The organism is Bacillus sp. OV166 (assembly GCF_900177675.1).
Taxonomy (GTDB): Bacteria; Bacillota; Bacilli; order Bacillales; family Cytobacillaceae; genus Neobacillus.
Genome location: NZ_FXWM01000002.1, coordinates 17,659 through 37,064 on the forward strand (window position 1 = coordinate 17,659; position 19,406 = coordinate 37,064).

Sequence of the window (19,406 nt, forward strand, 5' to 3'; positions counted from 1 at the left end):
ATTTTGTACGCTCAGTCAATCAAGCAATAACAAGCTTGGACTTTCTAAGGGTTTCAAAAGTCTCTTCAACAGGGAAAAGACAAGCGTAAATAAGCTAAAGGTTTTGATGATTTTTCCTCATCTCAATTCGATTCCTTCTTCAACTCCCTCAGATTAATACGATTTTCTAACGAATACTCGCTTATTCGCAGGATTTCATAACCCTTTATTTAGATTTAACGGTTAAATGAAATGAGTTCAGATCATTATGGCTTCGTGAAGGCATAGTTAAATAAAGGAGTGAATTACTACTCCATATTTTACCATATAATGCACATGCTCCACGCCGCCCCTGGAGGCTTTCCCTCCCATGTCTCAACGGGTCGTTTGCCCTCTCATTCCTTCGTCATGCCTATCCAAGGGGTGGAGGCCAGTTATGCTATCCTAATGGGTCCGAGCCCTTTTGTTGAAGAAATCTGGTACTCCGTACATATTTGAAATCCTACGAATAAGCCAACATTCGATAAATTTAAAGAAACATACACTCTTTATAATTATTTATTGGAGTTTACCCTCTCGGGTAAACTGGTCTAAGAATCTATTAGTTCTTATGCAGCTAAAGAAGTTAAATGTTGTAGTTTTTCCGGACAATAGGATTCATTTCGTTTGGCTATTCCTACAAATATACGTGCTAGTTTTCCGATCAATTTCATAATGGATTTCATTTTTTTCATTTTTTTTACTTTAACATTATGGGAGTGAATTGCTTTAAATTCCTGGTTATTCATCACAAGGCTCATTGTCGCTAAGTAGAGGAATCGTCGTAGCCTGGACCTTCCACGTTTTGAGATGACAATTTGACCTTTCCACTTCCCCGAACTTGCTTCAGCTAGGTGTAAACCTGCATGACGAAGTAGAGAATTGCCGTGAGAAAAACCGCTTAAATCCCCTGCCTCACCTAAAATACCAGCGAGTGAAATTTCACTAATACCTTTAATGGTAAGCAGTTTCTTGGCAAAAGGGATCTTATTTAATACATCAGAAACTTGTTTTTCAACTCTTTCGAGTTGTGTTACGGCTAAATCATACTCCTCTAGTAATTGTTCCAAATGAAATTTATACGCATCTAATGCTTGTCTGGTGCCCACTGATTTTCTAGCTGCTTGAAGAAGCAATTGGGCTTTTTTTAAACCAGGTTGTCTCTTCATAATTGATTTCCAACCTACTATAATCTCGCTAGGCTCCATAATTGACAATTCAAGGGGAGATGGAAATAGACGAAGGGTTGCGATTGCCCCTTTAGCCGTAACTTCTTTAAACACCTGTCGAAGTTCTGGAAAGACTATATCTACCCATCGATTTAATTGATTAATAGAACTAACGAGGCGTTTAACTACTACATCACGGTTAGACATAAGTACCCTCAGTTTTTCGAATGATTCTGATGTATACCTAACATAGGAGTAGTAACCGTTCTTTACCATATCAGCGATGACTAAAGCATCTTTTTTATCGCTTTTTGACTGGCTATTATCACGATTTTCTTTATTCCTTTTTACTAAATGTGGGTTTACTGTTACAACCTCAATATTTTGTTTAGAAAGCCATCTTGAAAGATTGATCCAGTAGTGCCCAGTTGGTTCCATCCCAACTATAACTGTATCTAGGTTATTTAACTTTTGAAGATTTTTAATCCATATTAATAAACTAGCAAATCCCTCTTCATTATTTTCGAAGGCCAGTGGATCTCCGACTACAATTCCACGGAAATTTACGGCTCTGGCGACATGAAATTGTTGTGCAATATCTACGCCGACAACGAGATGTTTATCGGAAATTCTTTCTATTAGTTGATTTTGTTTGTTATGCATTTTAAACTTCATAGTAGGGGTTCCTCCTAAGTTTTGAGTTAGAGTGATGTCTATACTCATATCTTACTGAGGAGCTCTTTTTTTATCAAAGTCAATAATTAACTCTCTACAGGAATGCTATCCTGCCCCGTTAGCACAATTAGAAAAAGGCTGCCGCAGCAACCTGATCTTAAAGTAAAGCACCCGTAGTTTAAGTGAAAACCTTCACAATCTTTTTTCACCTTAACAAAATCTAATCCCTTAATGTGTAGGGGCATATCAAAAAGACGCCTTCTTACTAAAGAAAAGCGCACGATTGTTGAAGATCATTGCTTAAATCTTATTAAAGATACGTTAGCAATAAGTAAGCATTTGATGTTATCTCCAGCTTTTCCCCTGCTCCACACGGAACGTGACAGTTTCCCGTCATCCGCGTTTCATCTAACTATCCATTATAGATTATGAGTTCCATGTTACTTAAAGTTCGGTCTACTTAATGGGTTCCAAACCGCATTTTTCACGGTATTTATTTAATTTATTCATTATAGAAATGTGTATATATATGTTCTCTGTCTTCGGCTTGATAATAACTTATAAAAGTATAAACGAGTTGTAGTTGCACACCCTAAAAAAAAATGGAGGAGGGATTTTTTTGGAATGGATTTTTGGGCTTTTTTTGTTTAATTCAGTATTTATGCTAATCATTGCGATTCGCGAGGTACGTCGACCGGCAGTGGCTCTGAATTGGTTAACAATCAATTTCATCTTCCCTGTTATTGGTTTTGTTTTCTATCTCATCACATCGAATCCACCACGGATTAATCTTCGTAAAAGGCTTACTTCTCCACACAATGAATCGGACGCATTGCCTGATTCCTTTGGTAGATCAGCCCGGGTAATTGCACAAGCATTGAAATATTTGACAGTGGAAGGAATTAGGAATAGTCAATTACAAGTGCTTATAAATGGGATTAAAACGTATGATAAACTTATGGAATCTATACAAAACGCCAAAAAAACGATTGACCTTGAATATTACATATATAGAGATGACCAAATTGGAAATCGTATTACGGACTTACTGATTGAACGGGCATTGGACGGTGTGCATATCCGCTTTATAAGAGATGGGTGGGGGAGCAAGAAGTTGTCCAAAACTCAGATTCTTCGGATGATGGATGCAGGAATTGAATGTCGCACCATTTTCCCATTACGTTTTCCTTGGATATTCTCAACGTTGAATAACCGGGATCATTGTAAGATTGTCGTTATCGATAATATGGAAGCTTTTACTGGCGGTATTAATGTTGGGGATGAATATACTGGATTAAATCCGGACGTAGGGTACTGGCGTGATACCCATGTAAGAATTGTGGGTGAAGCCTCAGTTGACTTGCAAAGGATCTTCGAAGCTCATTGGAATATCGCTTCACCGGAACATATGAGGAAAAGATCGAGGATGAAAACAAAAACAGAAAATAAGAGTTCCCTAATTACCCCTTCAACCAGCCCAAACTTATCTTCAATGATGACAGAATGGAGCAGTGAGTTAGGAACTATAGATAGCACAGACGCGAATTCAGTCCCGACCAGTAAAAAAACACACGAGGCATATGTTCAGACATTCGAAGGCAATCCAGAGATTCCTACTCCAGTCATTAGGGAGGCGTATTATACTGCCTTGACGCAAGCAACAAAGACCATTGATATTACGACACCATACTTTGTACCTGATGAAGATATTATTATGGCACTAAAGACAGCAGTGGCCCGTGGTGTACGTGTAAGATTGCTGGTTCCTCGTCAAGTGAATCAAAAACTCGTTGAACTTGCAAGCTTTACTTTTTATGGAGAGCTGCTGGAAGCAGGGGTTCAAATTTACTTATATAACAAAGGAATGCTACACGCTAAGTCGTTAGTCGTCGATGAGGAAGTAGCTGAAGTGGGAGCCGCAAACTATGATATGAGAAGCTTTCGCTTAAATTACGAAGTATGTGAATTCATGTACAGTAAGGACGTGGCAAGGGATCTTACAGAACAATTCGAACGAGACCTTAATGATTCTGTCCCGTTGCAAATGGAAGACTTATTACAACGCTCTCCTTCACAGCGGTTAATGCAGCAAGGCGCCCGCCTCCTTTTTCCGTTGTTGTAGCCATAAAATTTGATGCTAACCATTATATACATTCGAAAAGCCTCAGATAAACTAAATCTGAGGGTTTTTTTGAATAATTATGAATGGTGTGGGCTGTCATAACGAGAAAGGTTAGTCTCAAATAAACATTGGTTATATCGAAAATAGTTGCGTTAATTTTCATTTATCGTTGTGGCATCTATTTGGAAGAAGAAACGATTTTAAGTAATAGAGCTCGAATTCCAATCCCAATTATGATGTAATAAAAAAATGAGTACAGGTAATTCCACTTCAAGTAATAAATTAGGCCGATCCATTCGCACAAGGGTTCTCCGATAAAAGCATATGCAAATGCCATAATCATTTGAGCTATGATGAAGGATTTCCATGTTCGAAAATATTGACATAACAACATGTATGGAACCGGAACCATGGAAACATCAAATGGGAACGCCCTTGGAATAACAGGTAAAAATTCGACAGGATAATCCCAAAAAGTAAATTGCAAGCCGACTGTATCTAATAAAAGTGTAATCACCATTACAATAACACCGAACAGAAGAGACTCCACTAACCATTTACGTTTCGCAAGTTTCCACCATAACAACCAAGGAAGTATAAATAAACAGAATAAAACCCACCATTCCCAGGTTAAAAATTCATTCTCCAACCAACCGTTTAGATCTAAATAATATAACTTGTCTTCTAATAAACGCACGTTATAGAGGTTTTCGAATCGAGTGCTAATCTTTATCACCTCTAAATCAATTATGGCTTTGTAAGTTATAATTATGATTTCCATTTTCTTTCTATTTAAATAACTTTTATTTATCTTAACGATTCAAGATACTATTTGAATTCACTAATTCATAGAAATAATAAGGATCCTTGTTCAATGATATGGCCCGATTGTTGAAAAAAAGCTAATGACGATTGTTCAACTAAACTGCCCCGTTAGCACAACAAGAAAAAGGGATCGCCGCAGCGGTCCCTTATTTAACTCTTGCACCCGTTAGTTCATTAAGGATGGGGGCCTATAATTGTCCTAATTTCTCAGCATTAAATGAGAAATTAGGTTTTTTCATTAATAGAAAAAGACTTATAAGTATTTATCACTAATCACTTTCATATGGTGTAACTCGTGCCCGACAATGCCATATGCAAAGGTACCTATCGAAACTGGGCTGTTCATTACAGTTCCATTACGATCCCATGCTGCATCATCAATGGTTGAAATAAGACTTAACGTGTTGGAGCGTACCGTGTCTAAACCAGCTAGTAGCTGCTCCCAGGATAATTTGTTGAAGTTTGCCGCAGAAACGTATTGATCCTGATCCATTGCTGGGAGTGGCGCACTTTCATTTCGTGCAATGGCAAGCATTCGATACGACATCACACGTTCCACGTCGGCCATATGCCCAATCACTTCTTTTAAAGTCCATTTCCCTGGTGCGTACGCCTTCCTTGCTGACTCCTCTGATATGCTGCTCAAGAGGGTAATGGTCTTAGTTCGTTGCTTACTTAGTATTTCTTCAATATCTCCATCTGGCACAAGACTAACATACCTATCATACTCTGGATTTTCAATAGATAATGGTCGTGGACGCACAAGAATCCTCCTCATCGGAATAGTTAATTATGGTTCTAGACTAATATTCGACTGTCAAGAAGATATTTCCTTTATTTGATATTTAATTTCATTACCGCAAAATAATTGCAAATTAATCAACTTTATTATCTCTGTACAACTGATTTATGCAGTTAACATAATACACATAATAATGGATTAATTCACTTTTTATTCCACTAACCTGCCCCTTTAGTTCCATTAGAAAATGGAGCTGTTTCCAGCCCCATAAAGAAGTAAAGCATGCGTTAGTTGCATAAGTAAGAGGTTTGAAAAAATAGCCTGTATATATTTGAACGATGAATAACTTACCTATTTTCTTGTGTTTGTTTGCACCATATACAGAAAATTGGGAAAAACGTAATCAAAAACGTAACTAAGTTTATAAATTCATCAAAAAATACGTTAGAAACATTGATATATCAACAATTTAATAGATTGCAGTTTATTTAATTGAGGTATATTTTTCCAATTATTTTAAATTATTCTATATTAGTTCTTACGATGAATACAATGTTTCTTAACTATCGCAATTGACTAGAATTGATTTACAACCATTTAGAAACGTAACCAAAACCGTAACCATTTTTATAAAAAACTCGTCAAGTGTAAAATTGAAAGTATGAATTAAAGCAGCCGTTTCTATATTGGAATGCGTTGCTTTATTTTTTATTGGAGCATATCAGAAATGTTTAGCTGTGGTAAGAAAACTACTAGCAATAAAAGCTATTAAGCTAAACGCTGGTAGCTTGCTACATTCCATCTATGCTTATTAATCAGCTTTGTGTGTTCAGAAAACCATTCTAAGCGATTTTCAAACTTTCTAATGATGATTGATAAGCTAATTTTGTCTAAGGCTAACTCTAACTCATCATCTATCTATTTTTTTATATAAAGAATTCCATAATTGCGTAAACCTGTAAACCTTTTAACCTATAAACGTTGATATAGTAGGTTTTTTATAGGTTTACTCATTGGTTTACCTTTAAGTTATTAGAAGTAAATTCAGCGCATTGGTATTCCCTGACTTTCTTTGAGTGTGGGGTGTTGAGAAAGTATCTTGCTGAAAAGATCGAGACTTATCTTTTTATTCAGCTACCTAAGCCAAGTGAGTATCCAAATGTTTTAAAAATTTCTTCTGGAGATTACTGGTGTATCCAAAATAACGGCTGGTCTATTGATTCTGCTACTGAAATTTTTAGTGAGGAATGGATATCTGATGACGAGTTTTTTGTCACCGAATCTGAAATTTATGGGAATAATAAACTCTATCATCAATTGAAAAAAGAACTTCGAATAAGAAAAACATAGGGAGATTTTAGTCTTCCTATGTTTTCATTCATATTATTTATCTGTTTGTTTTTGCTTCTTTTTCAAATACTCCGCACGTATTTTTTCAAGTTGCTGCTTTTTATCAAATTTGGCAGGCGTCTGTTTTTCATGAAACTTTGTCACAGCTACCTTACCTTTGGTATCCAATTGATATTTTCCCACTTTGTTCACCTACTTTTCTTGTCTTTAAAGAGAATCTATTCAACAAATATAATATACCTTATTTTACTGAAGTAAACCTTATTACTTTATTAGTGTACTGCTAACTTTGCATATATCAGTAAAAACATTAAAAACTTAGTAAAATAATTCATCGCCAAATGGTATTCATTTCATTGCTATAATCAAAATAAAATGCCTTGACACTCTGCATAAGCCTCAATAATTCTTTTTCTTGTTTGTTCAGCTCTCTTCTAAAGGTCCAATTATTCGGTAAATAAGGTTTAAAATATTAAAACAATCTAAGTCTACTCCATCTTTTAAATGGTTCTTAATGCTAATAACCATTACGTTCTCGATGATTTCAAATTTAGGTTTCTGAGGGGAAATATTGTTTTTTTTTGCAAAGTCTTTTTACTACTTGTTTAAAAAAATCTACATCCCCAATATTTTTCTCCAAAAAATCACCCCTTGTTATTAACTTTTCTACTTATATCTATCTTAATCCAAATATTACCTTATTCAAATAGAACAAGAAAAAAGGGCTGCCAAAGCCAACCCAATCATGAACTCTTGCACCCGTTAGATTAATAAGCACTTTATTCTTCCTCAATGTATTTTGCATTAAATTCAGCATAAGAAAAAACGACGGAAAAATTTCCGTCGTAATAGTGATTATTATATATCTCACTTTTTTGGAGCAGAGTAGCTTTTTGGCAGCTCTAGACCGCGCTGCTCCATGACAGCACGAAGTCGGTCAGGGTAGTCGGTGATGATCCCGTCGACACTGTCATCCATAAGTTTATTCATGGTTGGCTCGTCGTCGATTGTCCAAGGAATGACCTTCATGCCGTACTTGTGGGCTTCCTGCACCATATCCTTCGTTACGTATGGCTGATAGTTCGCATCGGTGATTTTACCGTCTTGCGGAAAACCGTGCACAGGGGAGATGGCATAGGCACCGAATGAGTGGGCTGCCGTCACAAGATTGCCTCCGAAGTCGTCGATGTCAATTCCACCCAACCATGGTGAAGCACCTAGTTGACCAGGCTGCAAGAACTGCGGACCGTTGGTCAGTGCGACGAGCGGCAAGCGCGGCTCGACCTCGTGCATGCGCATGAGTGAACCCCAGTCAAAGCTTTGGATGGACACCCGATTAATCATTCCAGCTTTACGAACCTCGCGGGCAACAATCTGTACGAACTCTTCACGTGGAGCAGTCTGCTCTGGTGCACCGGCTTCTACCTTTGTCTCGATGTTCATCCACACCTTGTTGGCATGATAACGCTTAACGAGATCGAATATCTCGCTTAGCATCGGCATCCGCGCTCCGGGGCTCAATGTCTGGCCTGGGAATTGTGATAACTTTAGCGAACCGCAGTCCAGCGTACGCACCTGGGCAAGTGTGAGATCCTTGATATACTTGCCGACATATGGATATTGAGTGTCGCCAGGAAATGCCGGGCCTGTATCCTGGCACTTGGCACCCGAGATTTTGCGGTCATGTGTGATAACGGCTTGGTGGTCCTTGGTAATCTGCACGTCCATCTCAAGTGTGCTCACTCCAACTTCGAGGGCGCGGGAAAACGACGCGATTGTTGATTCACTGGTAAGGCCGATTCCACCGCGGTGCGCCTCCAGGTCGAACCCTTTATGACCGAAGCTTTTTGAATCTTCGGATATGGATGAGTTCTCAGCAGCAGAAGCTGATTGCGCGGTCAATTGGCCGGCACCTGTACACACCATGAGGGCCGCCATCGTTGCTAGTACAAACTTTTTCTTTGTCATATTCTTAACTCCCTAAAACTTATAATATAGTACCTTATAAGCTTAGTTGAACGACGTAAATTCTCTATTAAAAACATATTAAGAGATGGTAAAGAAAACCATGTAAATTATCATGGTTATTTCGAATTACGCAGTCTCTAAACCTAGCAAATATTTCTATTAATGATAAACAATAATTCTTATATTAATAAAGAAAGATGTTAACCTTTTATCATTTATTTGTTAATTTAGCAACATTCATAAAAGAAACAGCCAAATTTTTGACTTCTTCATCCACTAAACTGCCCCGATAGCATTCCTGTAGAGAGTTAATTATTGACTTTGATAAAAAAAGAGCTCCTCAGTAAGATATGAGTATAGACACCACTCTAACTCAAAACCTTAGGAGGAACCCCTACTATGAAGTTTAAAATGCAAGACAAACAAAATCAACTAATAGAAAGAATTTCCGATAAACACCTCGTTGTTGGTATAGACATCGCTCAACAATTTCACTTCGCTCGAGCAGTGAATTTCCGTGGAATTGTAGTCGGCGATCCTCTTACATTTGAAAATAACGAAGATGGATTTACTATTTTATTGCACTGGATTAACAAACTAAAAAGGACAAATAACTTAGATACAGCTTTAGTCGGCATGGAACCTACGGGACATTACTGGATTAATCTATCAAAATGGCTTTTCGAACAGAATATTGATGTAGTAACAGTAAATCCGTACCATGTAAAAAGGAATAAAGAGAACCGAGATAATACCCAGTCCAAAAGCGATAAAAAAGATGCACTAGTTATCGCTGATATGGTGAAGAATGGTTACTATTCCATCGTTCGTCCAACTTCTGAATCATTTGAAGAACTTCGAGTTCTTATGTCTAACCGTGACGTGATTGTTAAGCGACTCGTTAGTTCAATCAACCAGCTAAATCGTTGGGTAGATGTTGTCTTTCCAGAGCTCCGACAAGTTTTTAAAGACGTGAAAGGTAAAGGGGCAATCGCAACTCTTCGCTTATTTCCTACCCCGATGGAATTGCGTTCGATACAACCTCATAACGTTGTTATCGGGTGGAAGTCATTGATGAAGAGACAGCCTGGATTAAAAAAAGCCCAATTACTTATTCATTTAGCTAAACGTTCGATCGGCACTAGGCAAGCACTTGATGCTTATAAATTTCATCTACAACAATTACTAGAGGAATATGATCTCGCAACAACACAACTCGAAAGAGTTGAACAACAAGTCACAGAAGCACTTAAACAAATTCCTTATGCACATCAATTGCTTACCATTAAAGGAATTAGTGAGATTTCATTGGCTGGTATATTAGGAGAAGCTGGAGATTTAAGTGGTTTTTCCCACGGGAATTCTTTACTACGTCATGCAGGATTACACCTAGCTGAAGCAAGCTCGGGTAAGTGGAAAGGTCAAATTGTCATTTCTAAACGTGGAAGGTCTAGACTGCGGCGTTTTCTCTACTTAGCGACGATGAGCCTAGTCATGAACAACCCTGAGTTTAAATCTTTACATGCCACTAATGTTAAGGTGAAAAAAATCAAGAAGATGAATTCAATTATGAAATTGGTTGGTAAACTGGCTCGGGTATTTGTAGGAATAGCTAAACGAAATGAATCCTATCGTCCAGAAAAATTACAACCTATAACTTCTTTAGCAGCATAAAAACTATTAGATTCTTAGAAACACTTACTAGTTCTAGTTTCCCCGAAAGGGAAACTCCAATAAATAAGAATAAAGAGTGAATGTTAATTTTACACTTATCGAATGTTGGCTTATTCGTAGGATTTCAAATATGTACGGAGTACCAGATTACTTAAACAAAAGGGCACTGACCCATCCCGTTAGCATAACTGGCCTCCACCCCTTGGATAGGCATGACGAAGGAATGATAGGGCAAATGACCCGTTGAGACATGGGAGGGAAAGCCTCCAGGGGCGGCGTGGAGAATGTACATCATATGGTAAAATATGGAGTTTTTTATTACTCCTTTATTTCACTATGCCTTCACGAAGCCATATTGGTCTTAATTCATTACATTTAAACTGCAATCTACTACCAAGGGTTATGAAATCCTGCGAATTAGCGAGCATTTGCGAGAAAATCGTATTAAACTGAGGGAGTTTAAGTACAATTATTCACAATCTTTCTTGTGCAAAAAGAAAAAAGGCGACCTCCTTCTTGAAGTATCGCACCCGTTAGTTGAAAAACAAAATAACTGCCGAAGCACCTAGTGATCTTTAACAATTGCACCTTTTTGTATTTCTAATTATTAAAAAAGACAGAAAATGAACAATATTTCCTGCCTCAACCATAACATTTATTTATTGTTTATTTAAAGATTTTCTGTATTGGTATTGTTTCCAATGAAATCTTATATAACAACCAACACAAAAACCTAAAATTGCAATAAATGCGGCTGCAGCAACCATAATGGTGAAGACATAACCTAAAATGGTCCAATTCATTAGAAAACTTATTAATCCCCCTGCTAGACAAATGACCGCAATTATCTGATTGAATTGCTGCTGATCCCATTCCTCAGGAATATATTGTGAAGGGTGCTTTCTAAAAAACAGCTTAGCTAAACGCATTACAGGATTAAATTCAAAAAATAAGCCCATTAAACCTGCTAAGATAGGAATAGCAAGGATCCATTCTTGCTTAGTTATCCATGTAAACAATACAGACCCCACTATAAACCACTGATTTGTTCGCACAAGCGGACGAGGAACTGAACGTACTTGACTTCCCATCAAATCCAACCTTCCTTATCGATTTTTTTAATTTACTTTGATTTTTCTCTTTTTTCTATTTTATTATGAAAAAAAGAGAAAATGATTGAACTCCAACTGGTTTCTTCATTTTTAAGACCTCCAACAGGGTAAAATTTAACCTTATTTTAGCACTACTTCTTCGACTAACCTGCTCCGTTAGTGGAACAAGAAAAAGGAGTCGCAATTACAACTCCTTGTTTTGCTCAAGCACCCGTTACTTTAAGTAGAATATTTCACAAACTTCACTTCAACCGTAGAGTTTCCTTAGCTGTAGAAAAGTCTACTTATCCAGGCTAATCCATAAAATATAACTAAAATAATCATTGGTATTGCCAAACTTTTGATTGCCTCTTTCCACCCAAGTGTTTTATTAAGGTTACCAATCAACCTATCTACAATAAAATATAATATTGCTGCTACGAGACTAACCCAAAGCAAGACTAAGCCAAAAATGATATGTAAAGTGGCAGAAGTAAAAACCACTAACCGACTTCCTTTAGCCTTGTTGGATAAATATCCTCCTATCTTATCACTTATGATAGAACCTGGAATACCATAGAATAAAATAACTGGAAAGCTAAACATCATCACCATCGTTGTCATTGTCATTGATGATAGTAGGTATTCTTTAAAGGAGTTTGTATATCCATCAGTAAAAGGGATAATAAAAAAACCAAAAATAATAGCATATATAGAACCAGAAATAGATGCACTAATGATTTTCTTAGGTAAAATTTGGGTTCACTCCTTAAAATTATTCTTTACCTAATTTTAACATATAATATAATTGGGGGTTTACTTATACTAACCTGCATCGTTAGTGCAAAATGAAAGGGATCGCAGTACCGACCCCTTGTTTAACTCTTGCACCCGTTAGTTCAACAAGGTTAAGATTAACCAATCCGTAAAATAGTATTAAACATTCTAGGATGGTTTTTTTCAAACGCTTGTATTAGTTCCTTACCGAATACAGTTATGGTCTTTTCCCAGGGATGACCTAAAAATCCCCAGTTAAACTCCTTTTGTATAAAGAAATAATAATCCCCATTTGGGAAAATAGATATTGTCCAGTCATTAAATTCGTCTCTTGGAAACTCCAAAAAAGGATTAACCCAATAACAAGGGTGTTGCCAATCTAAAGCATAAAAATATTCATCTTTACTTATCAATTCTTGAAAGGAAAACAATGATTTCTCCTCAAGGTCTTTATAAATCTCTTCATATTCCTCTAAATCTCCTGACCAATTTAGATAAGCTGAAATATTATATGTGATGAATGGACTTGGTACAATAAATGACGGAAATTTAGTAATGCTGGGTTTAAATTGAAATTCATTAAACACCTTTTTCCATACACTTTTTTCTTCAGATTGTGTAAGTTCAATCCAATTATTAATATTAAATCCCCCCAAAACACCGCTTCTAATTAAGGATAATTATACCATTCCTTCTTCAACTATCCTGCTCGTTACTTTAAGTACATTCCTTCACAAAAAGGGACCATCAAATGACGATCCCTTTCTTCACTAAAGCACCCGTCAGTGAAATAAGATTTAAATTTCTTCTTGGTATATTTCTAATTTTATCGGCTTTAATTTTAACGGTATATTAAACGCCTGAAGTTTTTCTATATCCTTAAAGTAGTCATCTATGTCTCCATTTTCTTCAAAATAAAATTCTGATTCTTCTAACTTTTTTAATTCATTTGATGGATTAAATACAAATTCACAATGAAGTTGTTCCATATGAGAATATTCGTCTTCTTCATAAACAGTAAACTGGCGTACAAAATCAAAATAAAATAGTTCCTCTCCAGTAAAATCATAAACACCACATTGAAATAGAATTTCTTTTCCTTCTTCTCCCTCAACTGGTTCTTTACAAAAAGCCTTAAATGTTTCCCAAACTTTTTCTATATCATCGGTATCTTCACCAATCTTATCTTTAAGGTAACTTTCAGCATTTTTAACCGTGATCATTACAACACCTCCGATATTATTATGTAAGTATTCTTATTAAATAACCTGCTTCGTTAGGACAATAAGAAACAGCCACCAGTATGGCAGCTGTTTCTTCAACTCTTGCACCCGTTACTTTAAGTACATTTCTTCACAATCTTGCTTATTTCTTTTTTCGCATAAAAAGAGAGTAAGCTACCATTAATATTTTGATATTACAACGCGGTGTAAACCTTACACCTGAAACCAGTACTATCGTTGTAATTTTCAAATATAAATCAAACTTAAGAGCAAGTTATTTATTTTTAGGTTCATTTTTTTCACCCCAGTTATATACGAAGGATTAACATTAGCAATGCAGAAATAATTGCGAGTAAACTACTCACACCAAAAGCTGTAAAAGCACCAAATGATTGCCACAAAAACCCTGCCATTACGCTTGCTGGTAATGTAGCTATACCAGTTAATGCATTAAATGTTCCCATAGCCATACCTCGTTGCCCTTCTGGTACCATATCTGCTACATAAGCCTTTTGAATACCTTCAGTAGTGGCATAGTACAGCCCATAAATAAAGAATAATATCCAAATCCCAAAGACAGTATGTACCAGACCGAAGCCGAGATAAATGAGTGCAAACATTACATAACCTGTAATTATAACGGGTCGGCGACCGATACGGTCAGAAATCATACCAAATGGAGTAGAAAATATACTTGTAATTATGTTGTATGCAAAATAAGTCAGTGGAATATATTCGGCAGCCATACCAACGTCTTTTGCTCGTAAGATAAGGAACGCATCAGAGAAGTTCCCTATGGTAAAGAGTGTAGTTATAAGTGTGAACCACACAAAACGTGAATTAAGCCCCTTGAAGCTAATCCTAGGCAACCTTTTTACATTGCTTGGTGTTTTTATTGGATTTCTTTTTTCTTTTAAGAAGATGATGAGGAGCAGAGTTGCCATTAATCCAGGAATAGCAGATAACCAAAATACAGCCTGATAACTGCCATTCCATAGAGTAAGAATTAAGTAGGTCACAAAAGGTCCAAGAGCTGCACCCAGGGTATCCATTGACCTTCTAAATCCGAATGCTTTTCCACGTTCTTCTTTTGTAGTGGAATCTGCAAGGATGGCATCTCGTGGGGATGTACGAATCCCTTTACCAAAACGGTCTGCAAACCGAATAAAGAGAACTTGACCCCAGGATGTTGAAAATGCGAAAAAAGGTTTAATCAGATTGGATAGTCCATAACCTCCAACCATTAACAATTTTCTTTTGCCAAATCGGTCAGAAATCCACCCTGAGAAAAACTTTAAAATGCTTGCCGTGCTCTCAGCAATCCCTTCGATAATGCCCACAGTCCCGACTTGTACGTGTAATACTGAAGTTAAATATAGTGGAAGGATAGGAACAATCATCTGACTCGAAAGGTCTGTCAAAAGACTTACCATTCCAAGGACAAAAATCACTGAATTTAATCCGAAAAATTGTTTTTTCGATTGTCTCTCTGATTCCATAATTCACCTCTATTAACTTTTTTGAAAATGGATTATAAAGCACCACCAGTTAGCCATACATGCAGTAGTGCTGTACCACATTGATTGGAATCATAACCCGTTCTTCTAGGATATTTGAATTCCTTCTCTTTTATTGCATTAACAATCTAAAAAGAAATGAAAAAACATTAATCATCAATATTTCCATTACTAATTGGTAAAAGCAATTCTACATTCGTCCCTGATCCTTCTTTGCTTTTTATCTTAATTTCACCTTTGTGTAGTTTCATAATACTTTTCGCTATATGTAGTCCCAAACCATAACCACCAGTTTTTCGGTTTCTTGCTTTATCCACTCGGTAAAACCGTTCAAAAATATGTTCTATTTCTTCTTCTGGGATTCCAATACCATAATCTTTCACATGAATAATTGCATGTTTTTCATTCTTTTCTAAAAAGACCTCAATTTTTTCATTACTATATTTCATAGCATTATCTAGCAATATTATGATTACCTGCTTTATCTTTAATTCATCCGCATAAATAGTGATTGGATTTCCTTCAAAACGCAATGTTATTTCTCTTTTATATACATCTTTAAGTTGTTTTAGAATGCTTTCGCTTAAAGATACCAAATCAACTTCATTGATTTCTAATATATTTTCTTTCTCTAAGTTAGCTATGTCTAGAAAAGTTTCAGCCATTTTTTGTATTCTGGTTGCCTCTGAATGAATGGCATGGATGGCTTCGTCAGCCATTTCTTTATTTTCTAACCCCTGCCTTCTTAAAATATTTGCATAACTCTTAATGACGGTTAATGGTGTCTTTAATTCATGTGATGCATCAGAAACAAACTGTGATTGCCTCACCAAATTTTCTTGGATCCTATCAATCATCCGATTAAATGTACTTGCCATTGTTTGGAGTTCATCTTTCGTCTCATTTTGAAAGTTTATCTTTTTAGGAACACCGCTCATTTCAATTTCTTCCATGGTTTTTATCATATTGGAAATGGGTCTCATAATCATATTTGCTAACCATCTTCCACCGATTATTGACAACAAAGCTGCTAATAATGTACAAAATCCTAAAATTGCACGAAGGAGTTCTTTCCTGGCTTCTAAACCCATTAACCTTTCCCCAATTTCCAAACTCCCATTGATTTGATTTCCATTATTAATAGGAATTCGAACGATCAAAACTTGCTCTTCCCCATTTTCCGCCGAGATCAAACGTGTTTGAGACTGCTTTGTCTTCGTGTATTTTCCTTTAATTTTTTTTGAGAGTTTCAAATCATTCGTTACTTCATGAATCACCTTGTTTTTCGGTTGTATGATTCTGATAAATGAATGGTCGGTTAAATAATCTTTTAATTTTCCCTCAATGGTACTAGAAGATTGATTTGTATCGATGTCTTTTAGAATATCTCCTGACTTTTGAACAAGGACAGCCTCTTCCATATTTACCGTTGTTTTCATAAATAAAAAAAAGACAACGAAATTAATGAGCATTAATATGCACAGCATCCAAGCAGTTGTTAAAAGATTAATTTTTGTTGTAATCTTCATCCGTATTCTCCTTTATGGTAAAACCAATCCCTCTAATGGTTGTAATTAGAGGGAAAGAAAAGCCTTCATCAATTTTTTTCCTTAAGTGTCTTATAAAGACATCAATTACATTGGTGTCACCCTCGTACTCATATCCCCAAATGTTAATTATAATGTTATCCCGTGTAACTACTTTATTTTTATTCATTACTAAATAAACCAAGAAGTCGTATTCCTTTGGTGTTAATGAAATGGCTTTTCCATTCCTTTTTACTTCTCTTGAATCCGTGTTTATTATCAGGTCCTCAACTGTCAATAAGGATGATTCTTCCTTTGATTCCAATTTTTCAGGAATATTGCGAATACAGGCACGAATTCTCGCTAATAATTCTTCAATTTCATATGGTTTTGTTACATAGTCATTAGCTCCCTGATCCAATCCCGCTACTTTATCAAATGTTGTATTTCGAGCTGTTAAAAGAATAACAGGAGTATTACTGTTTTCCTTTCTAAATCTCCTTAGTACCTCGATTCCACTTAACCCAGGCAACATCACATCCAATAAAATCAAGTCGATTTCGGATTGTAAGGCGGTTTCTAATCCTGCTTTACCATCATGTTCTACTGTTACTTGAAAACCCTCATACTCCAATTCCACTTTTAAGGCACGAGCAATTTGAGTTTCATCCTCGATTACTAAAATATGCGTTTTCACTTCACATTCGCCCCTTCTACCACTAAAGCATTAATCATACTCTACTTTATGCCTGTCCAAAACAAGCCGTAGCATTTCAAACAACAAGAAGTTAAAAAATATCCATACACAGCCATATACATAACCACCCACAATATCACTTGGAAGGTTATGGGCAGAAGCAATATTTACAACCGCCAGACTTATTAATAAAATTAATCCAAATAAAGGACCAAATATGGGTAAATACTTGTTTTTCGAATGACGGACAAGTAAAAACAAGCAGGTTCCGTAAACGATAATCATAATCGTAGCATTTATGTCAGGAAAATTTGCGGAATGAAATTTTCCTACAAACCCGAATGATTGAAGGTATGAAAATGTTTTAATTATGGCATCATGAAAGGGTTTTGTACCCCCTATGGAAACCCCAAGAAGAAGATATTCAAGAACCCTGTTCCGTCCCTTTTTCCAAATTCGAATGATGGTTATCGCAATAATGCTAGCAAGTGCAAACGGAGGTTGGAATACTAAAAACCCTTTCATCCAACTCATATAAATAGCAGACTTGACCATATATTCTGCTATTTCATTAAACTGAGCAAAGTCGTTATATAAATAGTCTTGAGCCATTCCCAGCATCAAGGTAACCATACCGATTAACACTAAAGTGAGAAAAATAAGAAAGATCTCTATTTTTCTAATGGTTTTTAGATGATTCAACAACCGTTGTATGAAACGAATAAAAAAGTCCTTGATTTGATTCTTATAAAACCGATAGGCTAAATAACCTGCTAAAAATATAACAAAAACAAGAATAAATATAATGAAATATTTACTGGTTGCTTTATGAAAGGGCTCCCAACGAGGTCCCAATACTTTTCCTAGGGTAATAAAACAAAATCCCCATAAAAATGAACCTGTATAAGCAGGAATAATAAATTTTCGAAAAGGCATTCTTGAAATACCTGAAATATAACCAGTGAAATGCCTAATCCCTGGAATGAAATAAGCAAAGACCAACAGTTTGCTGCCTGAACTCTCAAACCAATCCGAAGTTTTTTTATATCTTTCTGGTCCCAAGTGGACATATTTTCCGTATTTTTCAATCAATTTATATCCTCCTGCCTTACCAATCCAATAAGTTGCAGTAATACCCGCACCGCCTGATACAAAGACTGTCAGGAGTGCCAAAATGTAACTCATTTTGCCTTGATATACAAAATAACCAGCGTAGCTCATTAAAAATTCGCCTGAAATAGGTAGTCCCAAAAGCTCTAGAAAGATTCCTGTAAATAGAATCAGATAACTGTGCTGTTCAAATAAAGTGATTAAATGTGACATAATTATGCCTCCAATATTTATAAAAAGAAACACTAAAGTCAATTCAAATTTAGTTCTAAATACAATGTAGCACGATAAATGAATTCAATTTCCATATTAATGAATTCTTAATCTGGTTTTAAGAGAACAAAAAGGTTGATGGATAAAATAAAAAAGCTAATCCCTTCGAAAAGGTTATCAGCTTTTTTACAATGGATATTAAAATTAAAGTTGTTTAACCTTAATTGGACTTACCATTAACAGAGCGAGGAATAAGGTAATCCATGCATTGCTATATAAAAAGAATCCCATACCAGCCAATGGCAATCCAGCAGCTGGAATGGGTAAACCTTTAAAATACCCAATGGTTGGTTTAACACTAAACTTAGCTAATCTTATTGCCCCCATCGTTGGGAAAAGGATAAACGCCAAAGAAGTTAAAATTGATGGTGCTGCTAACGAATGAAATAAAAGTACTGGAGCAACTCCGAAACTAACAATATCAGCTAAGGAATCCAATTCTACGCCAAATTCACTGTTCACTTTTAATTTTCTCGCAACCCTCCCGTCAAGAAGATCTAAAACAGCCGAAAAGAAAATAAAAATGGAGGCTACTTCTAAAAAGCCACTCATATTAAAAGTAATTGAAAGAACACCGCATAATAAATTTCCAATCGTAAATAAATTGGGTACAGCTTTTACTATATGATTGAACAAGGTAGACCCCCTG

The 19,406-nt window shown here is 36.1% G+C and carries 17 protein-coding genes; 3 read left to right on the plus strand and 14 right to left on the minus strand.

All coding sequences use genetic code 11. The annotated features are described in order from the left end of the window. Positions 1-587: 587 nt before the first annotated feature. The gene (locus CCK98_RS31850; RefSeq protein ID WP_088090637.1) at positions 588-1,862 is read right to left on the minus strand and encodes an IS110 family transposase; all 1,275 of its coding nucleotides are present in this window, start codon (positions 1,860-1,862) and stop codon (positions 588-590) included. A 619-nt stretch (positions 1,863-2,481) separates the two neighbouring features. Here CCK98_RS31850 and CCK98_RS31855 point away from each other — a divergent pair. Next, positions 2,482-3,984, plus strand: a complete 1,503-nt coding sequence (locus tag CCK98_RS31855; RefSeq protein ID WP_088090638.1) for a phospholipase D-like domain-containing protein — start codon at positions 2,482-2,484, stop codon at positions 3,982-3,984. Positions 3,985-4,162: 178 nt separating this feature from the next. Here the strand turns inward: CCK98_RS31855 and CCK98_RS31860 are convergent, their stop codons facing one another. Together CCK98_RS31860 and CCK98_RS31865 are read right to left on the minus strand one after the other, a co-directional pair. Further along, a complete protein-coding gene (locus CCK98_RS31860) occupies positions 4,163-4,765 on the minus strand; it encodes a CBO0543 family protein (protein WP_256942604.1) in 603 nt (200 codons plus the stop codon). A gap of 297 nt (positions 4,766-5,062) precedes the next feature. Next, positions 5,063-5,572 (minus strand): DinB family protein, encoded by a 510-nt coding sequence (locus CCK98_RS31865; protein ID WP_088090639.1) that lies wholly within the window; start codon positions 5,570-5,572, stop codon positions 5,063-5,065. Positions 5,573-6,637: 1,065 nt separating this feature from the next. Here CCK98_RS31865 and CCK98_RS31870 point away from each other — a divergent pair. Then, positions 6,638-6,901 carry a hypothetical protein gene (locus CCK98_RS31870; RefSeq protein ID WP_088090640.1) on the plus strand — a complete coding sequence of 88 codons (264 nt, stop codon included), beginning with the start codon at positions 6,638-6,640 and terminating at the stop codon, positions 6,899-6,901. Between the two features lie 33 nt (positions 6,902-6,934). On the opposite strand, the gene CCK98_RS35800 is transcribed toward CCK98_RS31870, so the two are convergent. Both CCK98_RS35800 and CCK98_RS31880 read right to left on the minus strand, forming a co-directional pair. After that, the gene (locus tag CCK98_RS35800) at positions 6,935-7,084 is read right to left on the minus strand and encodes a hypothetical protein (protein ID WP_088090641.1); all 150 of its coding nucleotides are present in this window, start codon (positions 7,082-7,084) and stop codon (positions 6,935-6,937) included. Positions 7,085-7,768: 684 nt separating this feature from the next. Further along, complete coding sequence (locus tag CCK98_RS31880; RefSeq protein ID WP_088090642.1) at positions 7,769-8,869, minus strand: glycerophosphodiester phosphodiesterase family protein; 1,101 nt, start codon at positions 8,867-8,869, stop codon at positions 7,769-7,771. 399 nt (positions 8,870-9,268) lie between these two features. Between CCK98_RS31880 and CCK98_RS31885 the strand changes: the two genes are divergently transcribed. After that, positions 9,269-10,543, plus strand: coding sequence for an IS110 family transposase (locus tag CCK98_RS31885; protein ID WP_088090643.1), 1,275 nt, complete (start codon positions 9,269-9,271; stop codon positions 10,541-10,543). Positions 10,544-11,202: 659 nt separating this feature from the next. Here the strand turns inward: CCK98_RS31885 and CCK98_RS31890 are convergent. The 9 genes from CCK98_RS31890 to pssA all read right to left on the minus strand — a co-directional run bounded on the left by CCK98_RS31890 (position 11,203) and on the right by pssA (position 19,393). Beyond that, entirely contained in the window at positions 11,203-11,634 is a 432-nt protein-coding gene (locus CCK98_RS31890; protein WP_088090644.1) for a DUF4395 domain-containing protein, read from the minus strand. Positions 11,635-11,919: 285 nt separating this feature from the next. Continuing rightward, the gene (locus tag CCK98_RS31895; protein WP_088090645.1) at positions 11,920-12,264 is read right to left on the minus strand and encodes a hypothetical protein; all 345 of its coding nucleotides are present in this window, start codon (positions 12,262-12,264) and stop codon (positions 11,920-11,922) included. Between the two features lie 284 nt (positions 12,265-12,548). Then, on the minus strand, positions 12,549-13,052 hold the full coding sequence (locus CCK98_RS31900) for a DUF2716 domain-containing protein (RefSeq protein WP_088091073.1): 504 nt from the start codon (positions 13,050-13,052) through the stop codon (positions 12,549-12,551). Positions 13,053-13,208: 156 nt separating this feature from the next. Next, positions 13,209-13,634 (minus strand): hypothetical protein, encoded by a 426-nt coding sequence (locus CCK98_RS31905; protein WP_088090646.1) that lies wholly within the window; start codon positions 13,632-13,634, stop codon positions 13,209-13,211. A gap of 308 nt (positions 13,635-13,942) precedes the next feature. Beyond that, entirely contained in the window at positions 13,943-15,133 is a 1,191-nt protein-coding gene (locus tag CCK98_RS31910) for an MFS transporter (RefSeq protein WP_256942605.1), read from the minus strand. A gap of 167 nt (positions 15,134-15,300) precedes the next feature. After that, entirely contained in the window at positions 15,301-16,680 is a 1,380-nt protein-coding gene (locus CCK98_RS31915; protein WP_088090647.1) for an ATP-binding protein, read from the minus strand. Continuing rightward, on the minus strand, positions 16,658-17,374 hold the full coding sequence (locus CCK98_RS31920) for a response regulator transcription factor (protein ID WP_088090648.1): 717 nt from the start codon (positions 17,372-17,374) through the stop codon (positions 16,658-16,660). The genes CCK98_RS31915 and CCK98_RS31920 overlap by 23 nt, the downstream gene beginning before the upstream one ends. 30 nt (positions 17,375-17,404) lie before the next feature. Further along, complete coding sequence (locus tag CCK98_RS31925) at positions 17,405-18,697, minus strand: VTT domain-containing protein (RefSeq protein ID WP_088090649.1); 1,293 nt, start codon at positions 18,695-18,697, stop codon at positions 17,405-17,407. A gap of 204 nt (positions 18,698-18,901) precedes the next feature. After that, the gene (pssA, locus tag CCK98_RS31930; RefSeq protein ID WP_088090650.1) at positions 18,902-19,393 is read right to left on the minus strand and encodes a CDP-diacylglycerol--serine O-phosphatidyltransferase; all 492 of its coding nucleotides are present in this window, start codon (positions 19,391-19,393) and stop codon (positions 18,902-18,904) included. Positions 19,394-19,406: the final 13 nt, after the last annotated feature.